Origin of the sequence: Streptomyces lasiicapitis (assembly GCF_014646335.1) — a bacterium.
GTDB classification, from domain to species: domain Bacteria; phylum Actinomycetota; class Actinomycetes; order Streptomycetales; family Streptomycetaceae; genus Streptomyces; species Streptomyces lasiicapitis.
This window is the reverse complement of sequence record NZ_BMNG01000009.1, coordinates 297,202-316,303: the sequence shown is the minus strand read 5'-3', so window position 1 is coordinate 316,303 and position 19,102 is coordinate 297,202. Positions and strand designations below refer to the sequence as shown.

Annotated in this window: 5 protein-coding genes and 1 pseudogene; 1 reads left to right on the top strand and 5 read right to left on the bottom strand. The window is 72.0% G+C overall.

What is annotated here, in order from left to right; genetic code table 11:
* Positions 1-27 precede the first annotated feature (27 nt).
* A complete protein-coding gene (locus tag IEY91_RS41900; protein ID WP_306309908.1) occupies positions 28-483 on the top strand; it encodes an NDP-hexose 2,3-dehydratase family protein in 456 nt (151 codons plus the stop codon).
* A 475-nt stretch (positions 484-958) separates the two neighbouring features.
* Here the strand turns inward: IEY91_RS41900 and IEY91_RS21415 are convergent, their stop codons facing one another.
* From IEY91_RS21415 to IEY91_RS21395, 5 genes and pseudogenes are all read right to left on the bottom strand, one after another.
* The gene (locus IEY91_RS21415) at positions 959-2,638 is read right to left on the bottom strand and encodes a flavin monoamine oxidase family protein (RefSeq protein WP_189175261.1); all 1,680 of its coding nucleotides are present in this window, start codon (positions 2,636-2,638) and stop codon (positions 959-961) included.
* A gap of 528 nt (positions 2,639-3,166) precedes the next feature.
* Positions 3,167-4,183 carry an ACP S-malonyltransferase gene (locus tag IEY91_RS21410; protein WP_189175260.1) on the bottom strand — a complete coding sequence of 339 codons (1,017 nt, stop codon included), beginning with the start codon at positions 4,181-4,183 and terminating at the stop codon, positions 3,167-3,169.
* Positions 4,180-5,616, bottom strand: a complete 1,437-nt coding sequence (locus IEY91_RS21405) for a class I adenylate-forming enzyme family protein (RefSeq protein ID WP_164317613.1) — start codon at positions 5,614-5,616, stop codon at positions 4,180-4,182. The genes IEY91_RS21410 and IEY91_RS21405 overlap by 4 nt, the downstream gene beginning before the upstream one ends.
* Before the next feature lie 130 nt (positions 5,617-5,746).
* Positions 5,747-12,640: an SDR family NAD(P)-dependent oxidoreductase gene (locus IEY91_RS21400; RefSeq protein ID WP_373287990.1), complete on the bottom strand. Its 6,894-nt coding sequence runs from the start codon at positions 12,638-12,640 to the stop codon at positions 5,747-5,749.
* Between the two features lie 112 nt (positions 12,641-12,752).
* Positions 12,753-19,073, bottom strand: a pseudogene (locus tag IEY91_RS21395) (type I polyketide synthase); the annotation flags it as partial.
* Between the last annotated feature and the right edge of the window lie 29 nt (positions 19,074-19,102).

Below are 19,102 nucleotides of genomic sequence, written 5' to 3'. Positions count from 1 at the left end.
GGCCTCGACCCGACGGAGAGACCCACCATGCTCGATACGACCGGTCCCCGGTACGACACCGGCCCGGTGCTCGCCGCGCGGCCGGCGGTCTCCGCCGCGACCACGGGCGGCGAGGCCATGTCCGACCTCCAGTTCCTCGACTGGGCAGCCGGAGACAAGCATCCTCGGCCTCACGGCGCGCGAGATCAACGGAGTGCTGCACTGCCGCACTTCCCGCTGCGGGCGAAGGCCGAGCCGGGCAACGTCAACGGTGTGCATCTGTCGTCGACCGTACAGGCGGCCAAGAGCAACTACAGCCGGGCGCACGGCGGTTCGTCGGTGCCCTACCTGGACTGTTCCGCGAGGCCGGGCCCGGGGGCATCGGGTGCTGACCGATGTGCTCCAGTCCGAGCAGGGCGCCTGATTCCTCCGCAAGCGCAACCGCAACGTGATCACCGAGGTCGGCCCGAAGGTGGCGGCGAACCGAGGACTTCCACTGGCTGACGCTTCGTCAGCTGGGTGCACTGCTGCGCCATCACGACCTGGCAGCATGGACGCCCGTACGGTGCTGTCCTGCCTGCCGGACCGGCACCTCGGCCCGGCAGCAGCGCGGCGAGGGATCGCCCCGTACCCGCGGCTGGACCACACTCTGCACATGGCCCAGCGCTGCGGTGCCACAGTCCTGGACGCGACACCGGCGACGTACCGCAGCATCCTCGGCATCATCGCCCCGCCGCCCCGCCGCCCCGCCGCACCGGCCGAGCCGGCCGGGGTACGGATGTTCTGCAGCGGCACGGCCTCGCTCGGCGGCCACGTGATCGCCGACTACGTCAAGATGTTCGGCCTTCCCTGCTTGACAGTCACGGCAGCACCGAGCTGGGCAACATCGCCTTCGCCATCGAGGACAACCCCGTCGCCTGCGGGAAGATCGGGGAGATCCGCACCGTCCAGGAGGCCGATCGCGGCTGGTGCCCCCGGGTCAGGACTCGTCCAGTTCCAGGGGCGCGAGCTCGGCGAACACATCCCCCGGCCCGGGGTTGGCCGGATGGCAGCCGCCGCCGAGATGACGTACGACACCCCACACGGCGTTCAGCGCCGTGGTGACCGCGCCCTCCGCGAAGCCGCCGGTCCAGGAGACGTCGTCGCCGGCCAGGAAGAATCCCTGCTGGTGCTCAGGCAGCGCACCCTGCATGAAGTGGGTGAACAGGCGGCGCTGGTAGCGATAGTGGCCCGGCAGGTTGGCCTTGAAGGCTCCGGTGAACCAGGGTTCGTTCTCCCAGCTGACGGCCACCGGCGGCGCGATGATGTGCGACCGGATGTCCACGCCCGGATAGATTTCGCCGAGCGAGCGCAGGACGACCTCCAACCGCTCCTCGGCGGACAACGCGGCGACCCGCTGCGAGTCGTCGTTCCAGGTGTAGGACAGACACATCACTCCGGGTCGGCCGGGCCCCCGGCCGAAGAGGTACACCGAACGCGGCAGCCTGTCGGTGAGCGTCATGCCCATCACGTCCCGCCCGGTCGCGGCGTCGACGTCCAGCCAGAACGGCCGGTCGGTGAGCGCGAACAGTTTGGAGGAACTCATGTAGTGGGTGCGCTCGATCGCCGACCGGACCGGCCCGGGCAGCAGCGCGTCGTCGCAGGCGACCCGGCTGTTCAGCAGCCGGTGCTGCCCGGTGAAGACCACCGCCCGGTAGCCGCGCGTCCGGCCGTCGGCGTCGGTGACCTCGATGTGTTCCCCCGCACGACGCAGCGCGGTGACGGCGGGCCGGGGCCGGTCTTCGTGGAGCGTGGCGAGCGACGTACCGGCCGGCCAGTGCGCGAGGCCCTCGGGAGCGTGCCGCCACAGGCCCAGCGGTACCTGTTCGCAGCCTCCCTCGATGGTCTGCTGGTCAACGTCGGCCTCGGTGTAGACGACGCGGAGGATCTCCAGCATCGAGTTGGGGAAGTCGGTGTCCCAGCCGCCGGTGCCGAAGCCGACCTGCCCGAAGAGCTCACGAAGCTGGAAGGAGGCGAAGGCGGGCGTGGAGCTGAGGAAGCCGTAGAAGGACTGGTCGTCCAGCATCGGCACGAGGCGGTTCCACAGCGCTTTGATCGTGGCCGTGTCCCGGGTGCGGATCGCCTCCTGCATGACCCATACGTCGGCCTGCTCGCGCAACGTCTTGTCCCAGGCGTCAGCGACCTGCCGGTAGACGGGCGGCAGATCGGCCTCGGTCCGGGCCCAGTGGCTGACGCCGCCGATGTCCAACACCGTCATGGGGGTGGACGGGCCGAGCGGGTTGGGGAACGGCGTGGTGCGCAGGCCCAGCGTGTGGACGTAGTGGAACAGCGAGGCGGCCGAGAGCGGGAACCGCATGGCCCCCAGCTCGGCGACCTCGTCCGGGAACCCGTCGAAGCCGACGGAGCGCATCCGGCCGCCCAGGTGTCCCGCCTCGTGGAGAACCGGGCGCAGTCCCATCCGCATCAGTTCGTACGCGGCGACCAGCCCGGCCATCCCGCCGCCGACGATCGCGACCTCGGTTCCCACAACGTCGGCCGGGACGCCGCCCAGGCCCGCCGGGTGGCGCAACCAGTCGTCGTAGGCGAAGGGAAAGTCGGGGTTGAGCATGGTGATTCGAGGGCTCGACGGGCTGTACCCGTGGGGGGTGGTGAGGAGCATGTCGGGCCTATCCCCTCGTCACGCCGGGGCCCGCTTCGGGCCGACCGGCCCTTCCCCGTGGTATCAAACCCGGACCTCGCGCATCACACATGGCTTCTCCCTGTGGTGGGTGGGCGACCCATAGCCCAACACGCCATGCAGGGCACGGACCAGCGAGGACAGAGGACTCTAGGGAATTGCTGGTCACGGCCGCCCAGCACCGACCAGCCCGGACCACCGCCAAGGCCCACCTGCCCGCCCTGCACCCGCACAGGTAAGTGGCACCTGGTGGGAATCAAGTACACGAAGCGGTAGACCGAGGAGTTGAGGCGGAGCGCAGTCCCCCTACAGGGGATGGCTGTTGACGCGTCGTCCGCGACGCCAGGATGCCGGCCGGGCCCGGCCCCGCGGCGCCGGAGAGGAAGCGGTCGAGCGCGGCCGGATACAGTCCGCGCTCGGACCCGTAAGTCCCGTACGGACTTGCCGCTTACCCTTTGAGATCGATCGGTCAATGACATGGTGGGCGCTGCCCGGGGGCAGCGCCCACCATCACCGCCTCGCCCGGCGGGCGCTCCTCTGCCGGACCCGCGGGCGCATCGCCTTGCGGGCGTCGATGGCCACTACCTCGAAGTTGTCCACAGTGCGGTTCACCCGGCCGAAGAGATTGTCCGGACCCGCGATGCAGACCTTGGTGATGCCTTGCTCCCGCATCGTTTCCACCATGTCCGGCCAGCGGATCGGGCGGTCGAAGGTGTCGAGCAGCATGGTGCGCACACCGTCCGCGCCGGTCAGCAGTTCGCCGTTCTGGTCGGCGACGACCGGCAGCTTGGGGTCGGCCACCTCGAAGGTGCCGAGGACCTCCTCCGCCTTGCGGCGCAGGGCGCCGAACGCCGGGGCGTGCACGGGCGGCCACATGGTGTACATGTTGTATCCCCCGAGCTCGCCGATCCGCTTCTTGAACCGGTCGAGCACGGGCTCGCGCAGGGACACGAGGTAGAAGCCCTGGTCGATGTAGCCGGAGACGTCGTGCCACTCCCCCTCGGCGTCCAGTTCGGCCAGCGCCTCCTGAAGCCGCTCCTCGGGGGTGTGGATCACGCAGTGCGTGACCGCCTCACGGTGCTCCTGCCGGAAGTACTCCTCCTCGCAGCGCGCCAGTTCGGCGGTGAGCCGCACGGTCTCCTCGAACGGCAGGGACCCCGCGTAGGTCACCGCGGCCCGCTGGCCGAAGCTCGGTCCGGCGCACAGCTCGGGCCGCTCTCCCAGCGTCTCCTCCGCCCAGTCGGCGAGGGAGAGACAGACGGTCAGGAAGGCGATCTGGGTGTGCGCGGTGTACTGCGCCTCCTCGTCGGCGTCCGACTGGCGGTACCGGTCGAACACGGAGTACCCCACCACCTCGTCGGCGATCGCGAGCCGGCGCCGGGCATGGGGGTTGGTCAGCAGGAACTCGCCCACATCGGTGAAGCGGAAGGGCCCCATCCCGGGGAAGACCATCGCCGTACGGCTGGTCTCCGGATCGGATGTCCGCGGCTCGGTGGCCTGTGGCTCGGTGGTCTGCTGCTCCGTCATGCCTTCCCTCGCGGCGCCAGGTCGAGAGCCAGCTGCTCGAGCTTTCGTTTGTCGGGCTTGCCGTTTCGGTTCAGGGGGAATCGCTCCAGGACGTGAATGCGGTTGGGGTGCTCGAAGTCGGGCAGCAGGGAGGTGATCGGCTCCCGCCAGTGCCGCGGCTCGCGCCGCTGCTCGTCCTCCACGAAGAAGACGAGCTGGCAGCCGCGCTGTTCGTCGGGGACCGGGACGATCTTGACGAGGCAGCCGGCCGCGGCCAGCTTGTGCTCGATGATCTCGGGGTAGAGCGTGTGGCCGTTGCGGTGCGCCGCGGCCTTCCTGCCGAGGACGAAGAGGTTGTCCCCGCCGTCCAGATAGCCGAAGTCGCCGGTGGGGTACCAGTCGGTCCTGGCCGGGTCGACGGGGGTGACCGTGCCGTCCTCCGCCAGATAGCCCTCCATCAGGTCGGGCGAGTGGACCTGGATCTCCCCGACCTCGCCGGAGGTGAGGACGGCGCCCTCGTCGTCGACGATCCGCAGCTTCAGGCCCTCGACGGCCCGCCCGCAGGCGACCGCGTTGTCCTCGGTCGCGAAGGCCACGTTCCCGGCCTCGGTGCTGCCGTAGCTGTCCAGCAGGGGCAGTCCGAATCGCTTGACGTAGTCGGCGACCAGGCCGGGGTCCAGCGGGGCCGCCCCGCTGCAGAACATCCGGACACCGGACAACTCGTCCGCCAGGGCGGGCTTGCTGCCGATCATGTTGAGCATGCTGCGGTAGCTGGCCGGGGTGGCGTCGACCACCGTGGCCCCGCAGGTGCCCGCCATGGTCATCGCCCGGTCAAGGCGCCGGTAGGGCGCGATGACCAGCGAGCACTTGACCAGCCAGGCGATGAGCACCATGGACAGCCCGTACTGGTGGGAGAAGGGCAGCAGCGGCAGCAGGACGTCATCGGGGCGATGGCCCACCTGCTGGGCGTTGCGCTCCAGGTTCTTCAGGAACTTCGCCCCGGTCTTGACGACGCCCTTGGGCTCCCCGGTGGATCCGGAGGACCACATGATCAGGCCGTCGGGCAGCTCGCACCAGGTATCGAGGGACAGCCGCCGCTCGGCGGGGGTCTGCTCCATGGACGCCATGAGCAGCTCGTAGACGGTGACCCGGGCCGGGCCGCTCTCGGGCATCGGGGTGTCGTCGTCGACCACGCAGATCTTGACCCCGGCCCGGTCGCAGATGCGCTGGGTGGCCTCCGCCCGCTCCTGGTGGTCGACCATGACGATCGACGCGCCGGTGTGCATCAGGGCGAGGAGGACCCCGACAAAGCCGACGGAGTTGCTGGCCTTCAGCATGACCCGGGTGCCGTCGCCGACCCCGCGCTCGCGGAGGGCTTCGGCGATGGCCAGGGCCCTCTGTTCGAACTCGGGAAGCGCATGCACCGCTTCCGTCGCAAAGACCTTTGCGGTCATCGGGTTTCACTGAGCCTTTCTTCTTCTTGAAGTCTCTTGGGGTGGGAGCCACCCACGACGCCGACGCTCCGCGAGCCGTGGGCCGGGACCGCGAGTCCCCCCGGAGGTCTCCGGGGGGACTCGCGAGTCGTCAGGTGTCGAGGTCGCCGAGCATCATGTCGATCAGGTCGTCGTCGTCCATCGCGTCGATGGAGTCCGTCTCCTTCTCCTCGGTGTCCTTCTCGGCCTGGTCCTTGCCGCTCGCCAGCTCGGTGAGCGTGTCGAGCAGACCCGCGCGGCGCAGCCGCTCCAGCGGGATCGACGTCAGAAGGGCACGGATCCTGGCCTCTTCCGGATCGACGTCCGGCTCGGCCGGGCCGTCCGTCGCCACCCGGCCGCGCAGATACTCGGCGAGCACCGCGGGCGTGGGGTTGTCGAAGATCAGCGTGGAGGGGAGGCGGAGCCCGGTGGCCGAGTTCAGCCGGTTACGGAACTCCACGCCCGCCAGCGAGTCGAAGCCGAGGTTCTGGAAGGAGCGGTCGGGCTCGATGGACTGGGCGCCGCTGTGCCCAAGCACCATCGCCGCGCTGCCGCGCACCAGATCGAGCAGCGCCCGCTCGAGTTCGGCTCCGGCCAGACCGGCCAGCCGTACCTTGGCCGATTCGGGAGCGGCCGCCTTCCCGCCGTCCGCCGCCCTGCTCCGCGCCCGGACCACACCGCGCAGCAGGGTGGGGATGTCGGTCTGGCCGCTGAGCGCGGAGGTCTCAAGGCGCATCGGCACGAGCAGGGCGTCCTCGCTCATGGCGCCGGCGTCCAGCAGACGCAGACCGCCCGCCATGGACAGGGCCGCCATGCCCTCGCGCGCCATGCGCACCATGTCCGCCTGGCTGAGGGTGCCGGTCATGCCGCCGGCCTGCTCCCACGGGCCCCAGGCCAGTGAGACCGCCGGGAGGCCGAGGCCGCGCCGGTGTGCGGCGAGCGCGTCCAGGAACGAGTTGGCGGCGGCGTAGTTGCCCTGTCCCGGGCTGCCGAACACACCGGCGACGGAGGAGAACATCACGAACTCCGCCAGGTCCGTCTCCAGGGTCAGCTCGTGCAGGTTCCACGCCGCGTCGACCTTCGGCTCGAAGACCGCGTCGATCCGCTTCGGCGACAGGGTGTCGATGACACCGTCGTCGAGTACGCCCGCCGCGTGCACGACCGCGGTCAGCGGGTGGTCGGCGGGTATGCCGGACAGCACCCGCTCCAGCGAGGCACGGTCGGCCACGTCACAGGCCGCCAGTGTCACCGACGCGCCCGCCTCGGTCAGTTCGGCCACGAGGTCGGCGGCGCCCTCCGCGTCCGGCCCGCGCCGGGAGACCAGCACCAGGTTGCGCACCCCGCGCTCGGCCACCAGATGGCGTGCCACCTCGCGGCCCAGGCCGCCGGTGCCGCCGGTCACCAGTACCGAGCCCTCGGGGTCGAGGGTCCGGGGCATGGTGAACACGTTCTTGCCGATGTGCCGGGCCTGGCTGATGTACCGCACCGCGTCCGGGGCCCGCCGCACGTCCCACGCCGTCACCGGGATGGGGTGCAGCGCACCGCTGTCGAAGAGCTCGACCAGCTCGACCAGCATCCGCTGGACCCAGTCGTAGTCGGCCGCGACCAGGTCGTACGCCGTGTACTTCACCCCGGGGTGGTCCTGGGCGACGACCTCGGGGTCGCGCACGTCGATCTTGCCCATCTCCAGGAACCGCCCGCCCCTGGGCATCAGCCGCAGGGAGGCGTCGACAAACTCGCGGGCGAGAGAGTCCAGCACCATGTCCATGCCCCGGCCGCCGGTCGCCTCCAGGAAGCGCGGCTCGAAGTCCAGGTCACGGGAGGAGGAGATGTGTTTCTCGTCGAATCCCATCTCCCGCAGGGTGTCCCACTTGCCGGGGCTGGCCGTGGCGTACACCTCGGCGCCGAGGTGGCGTGCGAGCTGCACGGCCGCCATGCCCACACCGCCGGTGGCGGTGTGCACCAGGATGGACTCGCCCGCCTGCAGCTTGCCGAGTTCCACCAGGCCGATGTAGGCGGTCAGGAAGACCACCGGCACGGAGGCACCCTGCGCAAACGTCCAGCCGCGCGGCATGGGGACGATCTGCCGCCGGTCGGCGATCGCGATGGGCCCGAACGAGGCGTTGATCATGCCCATGACCCGGTCTCCGGGGGCCAGGTCGGTCACGCCCGGGCCGACCTCCAGGACCACACCGGCGCCCTCGCCGCCCATGGTGGCGTCGTCCTCGGGGTACATGCCGATGGCGATCAGCGCGTCACGGAAGTTCAGACCGGCGGCACGCACCGCGATCCGGACGTATCCGGGGGCCAGCGGCGCCTCCGCCGCGGGGTCGGGCAGCAGCGAGAGGTTGTCCAGGGTGCCGCCGCCCGTGGTGCCGAGCTTCCACGCCGAGGTGCCGGCGGGGGCTTCGAGCACCCGCCCGGAGGCGTTCCTGGCGAGCCGGGGGACCAGCCCCTGGCCGGTGCGGACCGCCACCTCGCGCTCGCCCGCCGCCATCGCGGTCGTCACCACACCGGCGGCCGCGGTGGCCGATTCGGCGTGGCGGTCGAGGTCCACCAGCAGGAGCCGGCCCGGGTTCTCCGTGGCCGCCGAGCGCACCAGTCCCCACACGGCGGCGTTGGACAGTCCGGCGACGCCCTCGCCCGGTCCCGCGGCGACCGCGTCGCGGGTCACCACGACCAGCCGGGATCCGTCGAACCGGTCCTCGGCGAGCCAGGACTGCACCAGGGCCAGCGCCCGGTGGGTGGCCTTCCGGGCGGCGTCGGCGAGATCGTCGACGTCCGGCCCGGCGCCGCACCAGGCCCAGACCACGTCGGGCACCGCGGCACCCTCGTCGAGGGCGGTGACGAGCGCGTCCACTCCGGTGTACTCGGCGTGCTCGACACCGGAGGCGGCGAGCAGTTCGCCCACCCGCGCCCGGTCGACGCCGACCACCGCCGTGGACACACCGACCGCGGTCCGGTCGCCGCCGCGGGCGGCGGCGAGCACATCCCAGTTGGCCCGGAAGAGCGTTCCGTCGCCGCCGGTGGAGCGCGGCCCGGACGCGAACCGCTCGGCCGCCACCTCCCGCACCACCAGCGACTCCACCGAGGCGACGGGCGCACCCGTGGCGTCGGTCACAAGGAGCGCGACCGTGTCCTTGCCCTGCGGGCGCAGCCGCACTCGCACCCGTCCGGCGCCCACCGCGTGCAGGGTCACCCCGGTGAAGGAGAACGGCAGGGTCACGCGTCCGCTCTCGCCGCCGAAGTCGCCCATCTCCATGGCGTGCAGAGCGGCGTCGAGCAGGGCGGGGTGCAGACCGAACCGTCCTGCTTCCTGGGCGGCCGAGTCCGGCAGCGCCACCTCGGCGTAGACGTCGCCGTCCAGCCGCCAGACCGACTCCAGGCCCTGGAAGACCGGTCCGTATCCGTAACCGACCTGGGCCAGGCCCTCGTAGAAGCCCTCCATCGGCACCTGCTCGGCGTCCGGGACGGGCCACTGCAGCAGGCTGTCGGTGACCGCGGCGCCGCTGTCCGCCTCGAGGACGCCCTGGGCGTGCCGCACCCACTCCTCCCCCGGCTCGTCGCTGTCGGAGCGCGAGTACACGCCCAGCGGCCGTACGCCGGACTCGTCGGTGGGGCCGACCACGAGCTGGACGCGGACGCCGCCCTGCTCCGGCAGGAGGAGCGGGGTCTCGAGGGTGAGTTCGCCGAGCCGTCCCGCCCCGGTCTCGGTGCCCGCGAGCAGGCCGAGCTCCACGAATCCGGTGCCGGGGAAGAGCACTCCGCCGGCCACGGCGTGGTCGGCGAGCCACGGGTGGGTCTGCAGCGACAGGCGTCCGGTCAGCACCGTACGGTCGCCCTCGGCCAGTTCGGTGAGGCCGCCGAGCAGCGGGTGGTCCACCCTGCCGAGGCCGACGCTCCGGGCGTCGCCGGTCACGGCGCCGCCCGACTCGAGCCAGTACCGCTTGTGTTGGAAGGCGTAGGTCGGCAGGGCGACGCGGTGTGCGCCGCGCCCGGAGTACACCGCGTCCCAGTCCACGCCGACGCCGTTCGCGTACAGGGCGGCGACCGCCTCCGCCAGCGTCTGGGCCTCGGCGCGCCCGGAGCGGGCCAGGGGCACGAAGGCCGCGTCGGCGCCGACGGCGTCCAGGCAGTCCTGGCCCATCGCGGTCAGCACGGCGTCGGGGCCGAGCTCCACGCACGTCGTCACGCCCTGGTCGGCGAGGCGGCGCATACCGTCGTCGAAGCGGACCGCTTCCCGCACATGGCGGACCCAGTACTCCGGGGTGGCCAGTTCGGCGCCCGCGACATCGCCGGTGACGTTGGAGATGACCGGGATGGCCGGGGTCGAGTACGCCAGGCAGGCGGCGACCTGGCCGAACTCCTCCAGCATGGCGTCCATCCGGGGGGAGTGGAACGCGTGGCTGACCCGCAGCCGCTTGGTCTTGCGGCCCTGGGCCTCCCAGTGGCCGGCGAGTTCGAGCACCGCGTCCTCGTCGCCGGAGAGCACCACCGAGGTGGGGCCGTTGAGCGCCGCCAGCGACACCTGGTCCTCGCGGCCCTCCAGGCTCTCGGCCACCTCTTGCTCCGATGCCTGGACGGCCACCATGGCGCCGCCCTCGGGCAGTTCCTGCATCAGCCGTCCGCGGGCCGCCACCAGGGCGCACGCGTCCTCCAGGGACAGCACCCCGGCGACGTGGGCCGCGGCGATCTCGCCCACCGAGTGCCCCATCAGGAAGTCGGGGCGCACACCCCAGGACTCCAGCAGGCGGAACAGGGCCACCTCGAAGGCGAACAGCCCGGCCTGGGTGAACATCGTCTGGTTGAGCTCGTCACCGGTCGCGGCGGCGTCGTCGTCCTCGGGGCCGAAGACCACGTCGAGCACGGAGGTCCCGAGGCGCACCTCCAGGTAATCGCACGCCTCGTCGAACACGTCGGCGAAGAGCGGGTAGGTCTCGTAGAGTTCACGGCCCATGCCCAGCCGCTGGGCGCCCTGGCCGGTGAACAGGAACGCCACCCGCTGCGCCGTGGACCTGCCAAGCACCAGGCCCGGCGCGTCGGTCTCCTCGGCGAGCGCCGCGAGGCCGCGCAGCAGCCCCTCACGGTCGGACGCCACCACCACGCCACGGTGTTCGAGCGCGGCTCGTGTCACGGCGGACGACCATCCGACGTCGACCGGCCGCGCGTCGGGGTGGCGCACCACGTGCTCGCGCAGCCGCGCGGCCTGCGCCCGCAGCGCCTCCTCGCTCCTGGCGGACACCAGCCAGGACACGGGCTGGGAGGCCGTGTCCGCGTCGGCGTCCGTGGTGGGGGCCGGCTCCTGCGGCGGAGCCTGTTCGATGATGGCGTGCGCGTTGGTGCCGCTCATGCCGAACGAGGAGATACCGGCCCGGCGTGGCCGCCCGGTCTCCGGCCAGGCGCGCTGCTCGGCGAGCAGCGCCACACCGCCCGACGACCAGTCCACGTGCGGGGTCGGTACCTCCACGTGCAGCGTCTTGGGCAGGATGCCGTGGCGCATGGCCATCACCATCTTGATGACGGCGCCCACACCGGCCGCCGCCTGGGTGTGGCCGATGTTCGACTTGAGGGAGCCCAGCCATACCGGCTGCCCCTCCGGGCGGCTCTCGCCGTAGGTGGCGAGCAGCGCCTGCGCCTCGATGGGGTCGCCGAGCGAGGTTCCGGTGCCGTGCGCCTCGATCACGTCGATCTGGTCCGCGGCCAGCTCGGCGTTGGCCAGCGCCTGCCGGATGACGCGCTGCTGGGAGCGCCCGTTGGGGGCCGTCAGACCGTTGCTGGCGCCATCCTGGTTGACGGCGGAGCCGCGCACGATGGCCAGCACCTCGTGGCCGTTGCGCCGGGCGTCGGAGAGCCGCTCCACCAGGAGGACGCCGACGCCCTCGGCCCATGACGTGCCGTCGGCCTCGGCACCGAACGCCTTGCAGCGCCCGTTGGAGGAGAGGCCGCGCTGGCGGCTGAAGAGGATGAAGTCACCCGGGGTCGGCATGGTGGCGACGCCGGTGGCGAGCGCCAGATCGCACTCCCCCTGGCGCAGCGAGTGCGCCGCCTGGTGCAGGGAGACCAGCGACGAGGAGCACGCGGTGTCCACGGTCCACGCCGGGCCCTCGAAGCCGAAGGTGTAGGAGATGCGCCCGGAGGCGACGCTGCCCGCGATGCCGGTCAGCGCATAGCCCTCGAGGCCGCTCTTGGTGCTCTGGAGGTGGGGCCCGTAGTCGTGGTGCTCTGCGCCGGTGAAGACGGCGGTGCGGCTCCCCCGCAGCTTGGTCACGTCGATTCCGGCCCGCTCGAAGACCTCCCAGCTGGTCTCAAGGAGCAGCCGCTGCTGCGGGTCCATGGAGAGCGCCTCACGCGGCGATATGCCGAAGAACTCCGCGTCGAACTCGGGCGCGTCGTGGATGAACCCGCCCTCGGTCGCGTAGCTGGTGCCGGGGCGGTCCGGGTCCGGGCTGTAGAGCGCCTCCAGGTCCCAGCCGCGGTCGGTGGGGAACGGCGTGATGGCGTCCACGCCCTCGGAGACGACCTTCCACAGGTCCTCGGGGCTGTTGACGCCACCGGGGAAACGGCAGCTCATCCCGACGATCGCGATGGGGTCGTCCGAGCCCACGACGGCACGCGCGGGGGCGGCCTCGTCCGTGGCCACGGGCACGATCCGCCGGTGGAGGTGGTCCACCAGTTCGCCGGGGGTCGGGTGGTCGTAGGCGAGCGTCACCTCGAGGGTGAGCCCGGTGGCGGCGACCAGTCCGCGGTGCAGAGCGACCGCCGCCAGCGAGTCAAGCCCCAGGTCGAGGAACGAACTCCCGGCGTCGAGGGTGCGCGGCGACCCGGACCGCAGCGCCGCGGCCAGGTGCGCGCGTACCAGGTCGAAGAGGACCCTGCGCTGTTCGAGGTCCGGCAGTTCGTGGAAGTCCGGACCGAGTGAGGGCGGTTCAGGGCTCTCGTCACGGTCCGGTCCAGCCTGCGCGATGGAATCTCCCGAGTCACTGGACCCGTTCAACATGGTGCTCACCTAACTCCTGCCTTGGGTAAAACCCTGCGTCAAAGCTGTGTGCCGCGCCGGCCTCGGCTGCGGCGTGGGGCGCCCGCCCGCGAGCCGTCGGTGCGGGCGGGCGCGTGATGCGCTAGAGGCTGGCCACCCAGTCCTCGATGGCCTGTGCGGTGGTACCCGCCTGCTTCTCCACCATCGTGAAGTGGGTTCCGGGTACGTCGATCACGGAGTCGGCCGGCCAGTCCGACTGCCAGCCCGCCGCGTCCGGGTCCACCTCTCCCATCGGTTCCGCCGCACGGACGAGAAGGCTGGGAACCGCGCTCTCCGGCGGCTTCCACCCCTCGAACAGATGCAGATACCACCCCATGGCGGACATCCGGACACCCTCCATGGAGACGAGGGCGTCCCGCTCGTACATCTCGTCGAGCATGGTGTTCTCGAACTGGCCGATGCTCGCGCTGTCCGGAAGGTAGGTGTCCAGCAGGACGACTCCCGCGGGCGGTGTGCCCTGGCTCTCCAGAGCGGCGGCCACCGAGTGGGCGACCATTCCGCCCGCCGACGAACCGACCAGGACGACCGGGGCGCCGTCGGCGTACTCCGAGACGATCCGCGCCTGGAGGCGGAACAGCGCCTCCGGGGTGGCCGGAAGGCTCTCGCCCTGGACGAACCCCACGGCGGGCAGGGCCGCGACGTCCCGGCTGCCCCGGAAGGGGGCGGCGAGCTGCGCGTACTGGTGGACGCCGCCCAGCGCCATGTAGGAGGAGCAGCACATCAGCCGCGGGTGCTCGGCACCCCGGGAGAGCCGCACGGGCCTGATGGTCCCCTCGAAGTCGGCCGGGTCCTCGAAGGTGGGACGCAGCCGCGCGGCGTTCACCAGCAGATCCATGCCGATCTTGGTCTTGCCCTGCGCCGCCGCCTCCCGGAACAGGGAGCCGAGGGTGTCGGGCGCGTCCGCCTGCGACGCCGGAGGCGCGGTCGCGGGCGTCGGTGTGTCGGCCTGGGCCGACGGCGGCTGGGTCTGGCGGCCGGCGGGAGCGGACGCGATCCCGGCCGCGAGCCGGGGCCGCAGATAGGACACCAGCTCCAGGGGGCGCGGATGGTCGAAGACCACCGTGGTGTCAAGCCGGAGGCCGGTGACCGCGGCGAGCTGGTTCCGGAACTCCACCGCCGTAAGGGAGTTGAAGCCCATCTCCATGAACTCGTGGCTGGTGTCGACCTCGTCGGGTGACGTGTACCCGAGCACCGCGGCAGCGAGCGTACGCACCAGTTCGAGCAGCGCCTCCTCGGTCTCGGTCTCCGACAGCCCGGCCAGTTGCCGGCGCAACTGGGCGGACTGGTCGCCGGCCTCGGACTCGACCCCCCGGACCGTACGCCGGACCGCGGGCTCCGGGACGACGGCACGGAACACGGCGGGCATCGCGGCCCCCTGGGCGCGCAGCGCACCCAGGTCAAGCCGGGTGGGGATCACCACGGCCTGGCCGGAGGTGACGCCCTCGTCGAACAGCTCCAGGCCCTCCTCGGAGGAGAGCGGCACCAGACCCGAACGCGACACCCGGCGCAGGTCCCCCTGCCCGAGGTGCCCGGTCATGCCGCCGGCCTGTTCCCACAGGCCCCATGCCAGCGAGACACCCGGCAGCCCCTGGGTGCGCCGCCATGACGCGAGGCCGTCCAGGAACACGTTGGCCGCGGCGTAGTTGCTCTGTCCGGCCGCGCCGAGCACACCGGCGGCCGAGGAGAAGAGGACGAACGCCGACAGGTCCATGTCCGCGGTCAGTTCATGCAGGTTCCAGGCCGCGTCCACCTTCGCCCGCAGCACCGCGCTCACCCGCTCGCGCGTCAGGGACGCGAACAGCCCGTCGTCGAGCACCCCGGCCGCGTGCACCACGGCGCTCGGCGCGAACCCTTCGGGCAGCCCCGACAGCACCGCGGCGAGCGCCTCGCGGTCCGCGGCGTCGCACGCCTCGATCACCACTTCGGCGCCCGCGGCCTCCAGCTCGGTCCGCAACCCGGCGGCACCGTCCGCCTCCGCCCCACGGCGGGACAACAGCACCAGCTTCCGGACGCCGTGCCGGGTGACCAGATGCCGGGCCACCAAGCCGCCCAGCAGCCCTGTGCCCCCCGTCACAAGGACCGAGCCGGAACCGAACACCTCCGGCTCCTGAGCCTCGCCCGAGAGCGGCGCCCGGCCCAGGCGTGGCACGCGGACCTCGCCGGAGCGCACCACCACCTGCTCCTCGCCGGAAGCCACCACGCCCGCGAGAAGCCCAGCCGACCGTTCGACGTCATCGATGTCGACCAGCACCACCTGGCCCGGGTTCTCCGACTGCGCCGAGCGCACCAGTCCCCACACGGCCGCGCCCGCCAGATCCGTCACACCGTCACCGGTGTCCACGGCGCCCCGGGTCACGAGCACCAGCCGGCTCCCCGCGAACCGCTCGTCCGCCACCCAGGACTGGACGGTCTCCAGTACCTCGGCGACCCGCGCATGCACCTCGCCCGCCACGGCCGAGCCGTCCGAAGCCACCGGCAGCACCACAGTGCCGGGCATGAGCGTGCCCGACGCCACGGCGTCACCGAGCGCCACCGGGTCCGTGTACACGTCGGTGGTGACGCCCGACGCCTCCAGAGCGGCGCCCACGCCGAGGCGGTCGTCGCCCAGCACCACCGACCAGCCCGACGCCACGCCCTCGGCGGGCTCGGCCGCGCCCGCCGTCCACTCCATGAGGAACAGCGCGTCACCGGTCTTCCGGCTCGCGTTCCTCAACGCGTCCGCCTGCATGGGCCGCAGAACGAGTGAGTCGACCGACGCCACCGGGCGGCCCGACGTGTCGGCTATCGCCAGGGACACCGCCTGGCGCCCGTCCGGGACCACCCGGACGCGCAGCGCTCCCGCGCCGACGGCGTCCAGGGAGAAGCCTCGCCACGAGAACGGCAGCAGAGTGCCCGCGCTCGGTGCGTCGTCGCCGCCGCGTACTTCCTTGCCCACGCCGATGGCGTGGAGGGCCGCGTCGAACAGCGCCGGGTGCAGGCCGAAGTACTTCGCGGTGCCGAGCTGGTCCTCGGGCAGTTCGACATCGGCGAACACCGCGTCGCCGCGCCGCCAGGCACGCCGCAGCCCTTGGAACGCGGGGCCGTAGCGCAGCCCGTGTTCGGCGGCGTGCTCGTATCCGCCCGAGATGTCGACGGGCTTGGACCCGGAGGGCGGCCACTTCACGAAGTCGAAGGAGGCGGCCGGGCCGGGCGGGGTGAGCACACCGTGTGCATGCCGTACCCACGGCTCCCCGAGGTCGGCCCGGTCATCGGCCGACTCCAGTCGTGAGTACACGCTCACCTCACGATGGCCCGCGGCATCGGCCTCCCCCACCTCGACCTGGATCTGCACCCCGCCGCGCTCGGGCATCACCAGGGGCGCCTCGATCACCAGCTCATCGACCCGGGGGCACCCCACCTGGTCACCCGCTCGGGCGGCCATCTCCATGAAGGCCGTCCCGGGCACCAGCGCCATGCCCTGCACCGCGTGATCGGCGAGCCAGGCGTGCGTGGCCATCGACAACCGCCCGCTGAGCAGCACCCCGCCGCCGCCCGCCAGGGAGAGCACGGCGCCCAGCAGCGGGTGCCATACCGGTCCGAGGCCCACCGAGCCGACGTCGCCGACGGCCGCCATGGAGTCGAGCCAGTAGCGCTGACGCTGGAAGGCGTACGTGGGAAGGGCCACCCGCCGCGCGCCGCGCCCGGAGAACACCCGCTCCCAGTCGACTGCGGCGCCGTGGATGTGGAGTTCGGCGACGGCGGTCGTCAGCGCCTGGACCTCCGTCCGGTCCTTGCGCAGCATCGGCACCGTCACCGGGCCGACCGCGGCCCGCTCGCTCAGACAGTCCTGGGCCATCGCCGACAGCACGGCGTCCGGGCCGACCTCCAGGAAGGTGTTCACCCCCTGCGCCTCGAGGCTGCGTACACCGTCGGCGAAGCGCACGGCCGCGCGCACATGCCGCACCCAGTACTCCGGCGAACACACTTCGGCGTCCGAAGCCGGTTCTCCGGTGACGTTGGAGACGAAGGGGATGGCCGACGGGGCGAGCACGAGCCCCTCGACGACCTTGCGGAAGTCGTCCAGCATCGCGTCCATGCGGGGCGAGTGGAAGGCGTGGCTGACGCGCAGGCGACGGGTCTTGCGGCCCTGCTCCACCCACTGTCCGGCGATCTCCAGTACGGCGGCCTCGTCACCGGCGATGACCACGGCGGTCGGGCCGTTGACGGCCGCGATGCTCACCTCGGCCTCACGACCGACGAGCGACCCGGCGATCTCCTCCTCGGACGCCTGCACCGCCACCATCGCGCCACCCTCGGGCAGAGCCTGCATCAGCCGGCCACGCGCCGCGATCAACGTGCACGCGTCCTGAAGCGAGAACACCCCCGCCACATGCGCGGCGGCGATCTCGCCCACCGAATGCCCGATGAGCACATCCGGGACGACACCCCAGTGCTCCAGCAGCCGGAACAACGCCACTTCGATGGCGAAGAGCGCGGGCTGCGTGAACGCCGTCCGATCCAGCAGCTCGGCGTCGGCACCGCCCTCGGCCGCGAACATCACATCCTTCAGCGGACGGTCCAGCAGCACATCCAGATGTGCGCACACCTCGTCCAGCGCACGGGCGAACACCGGGAACGCCTCGTACAACTCCCGCCCCATACCCAGGCGTTGAGCACCCTGACCGGTGAACAGGAACGCGGTCCTGCGACCCTTCACCGCCTGTGCCCTGACCACGCCCGGAGCGATCTCGCCCTGAGCCACGGCCCGAAGACCACGCAGAAGGCTTTCGCGGTCCTCGCCGATCACCACCGCGCGGTGCTCGAACGCCGACCGGGACACCGCCAGGGAGTAGCCGACGTCCGCCACCGGTGCCGCCGCGGGATCGTCGTCCCGCGAGGATCCCTGAGCCGTCAGACGCGTGTGCAGCCGCTCGGCCTGTGCCCGCAGCGCGGCCTCGCCCTTGCCGGAGACGAGCCACGGCACGACGGAGGCGGCGACCGTTCCGGGTGCCTCGGCTCCCGGGCCCTCCTGCGGATCGGCCGGCCCCGGCTCCTCGGCTTCGGGGGCCTGCTCGATGACGGTGTGCGCGTTGGTGCCGCTGATCGCGAAGGAGGAGATCGCCGCCCGGCGGGGCCGGCCCGTCTCCGGCCAGGGCCGTGCCTCGGTCAGCAGTTCCACGGCCCCCGCCGACCAGTCCACATGCGGGGTCGGCTCGTCGACGTGCAGCGTCTTCGGCAGGACGCCGTGCCGCATCGCCATCACCATCTTGATGATCCCCGCGACACCCGCCGCCGCCTGCGCGTGACCGATGTTCGACTTGATGGATCCCAGCCACAGCGGCCGGTCCGCCGGGCGGTCCTGGCCGTAGGACGCGATCAGCGCCTGCGCCTCGATCGGGTCACCCAGCGTGGTACCCGTACCGTGCGCCTCCACCACGTCGACGTCGTCCGGGGTGAGTCCCGCGTTGTCGAGCGCCTGCCGGATCACCCTGCGCTGCGACGGGCCGTTGGGGGCCGTCAGGCCGTTGCTGGCGCCGTCCTGGTTCACCGCGGAGCCGCGCATCACCGCCAGCACGGGGTGGCCGTGGCGGCGGGCGTCGGACAGGCGTTCCACGAGCAGCACGCCGACGCCCTCGGACCAGTTGGTGCCGTCCGCGGCAGCCGCGAAGGGCTTGCAGCGGCCGTCGGAGGCGAGTCCCCGCTGACGGCTGAACTCGGTGAACGTTCCGGGGCCGGCCATCACGGTGATGCCGCCGGCCAGGGCGAAGTCGCACTCGCCCTGGCGCAGCGCCTGCGCGGCCAGATGCAGCGTCACCAGGGACGACGAACACGCCGTGTCCACCGTCACCGCGGGGCCTTCGAGGCCGAGGACGTAGGAGATCCGGCCGGAGGTGACGGCGGGCGTCTGCCCCGTCATCAGATGGCCTTCGACCTCTTCGGCCTCGATCGGGCCGGCCGCGCCGTACCCCTGGAAGGCGGCGCCCATGAACACGCCGCCGGTGGTGCCCTTGACGGACAGCGGGTCGATGCCCGCCCGCTCCAGGACCTCCCAGGACACCTCAAGCAGCAGCCGCTGCTGGGGGTCCATCGCCAGCGCCTCACGCGGGGAGATGCCGAAGAACACGGGATCGAACTGCGCGGCGTCGTGCAGGAACCCGCCCTCGTTCACATAGCTCGTGCCCTGGCTGTCGGGGTCCGGGTTGTACACCTCCTCGTGCCAGCCGCGGTCCGTCGGGAACGGTGAGAGTCCGTCGGCGCCGTCCGCGACCATGTTCCACAGCTCCTCGGGAGAGCTGATCCCGCCCGGGAAGCGGCAGCTCATCGCGACGATCGCGATGGGCTCACGCTGCTTCGCCTCCACCTCCTGAAGGCGCTGCCGGGTGCGGTGCAGATCGGTCGTCACCCTGTTGAGGTAGTCGCGGAGCTTCGTCTCGCTCACTGTGTGCCGTCACT

Bases quoted from the DNA above. Each gene is read 5' to 3' on its own strand.
- IEY91_RS41900 (WP_306309908.1), top strand. From the start codon at position 28: ATGCTCGATACGACCGGTCCCCGGTACGACACCGGCCCGGTGCTCGCC.
- IEY91_RS21410 (WP_189175260.1), bottom strand. From the start codon at position 4,183: ATGACGGAGCAGCAGACCACCGAGCCACAGGCCACCGAGCCGCGGACA.
- IEY91_RS21405 (WP_164317613.1), bottom strand. From the start codon at position 5,616: ATGACCGCAAAGGTCTTTGCGACGGAAGCGGTGCATGCGCTTCCCGAG.
- IEY91_RS21415 (WP_189175261.1), bottom strand. From the start codon at position 2,638: ATGCTCCTCACCACCCCCCACGGGTACAGCCCGTCGAGCCCTCGAATC.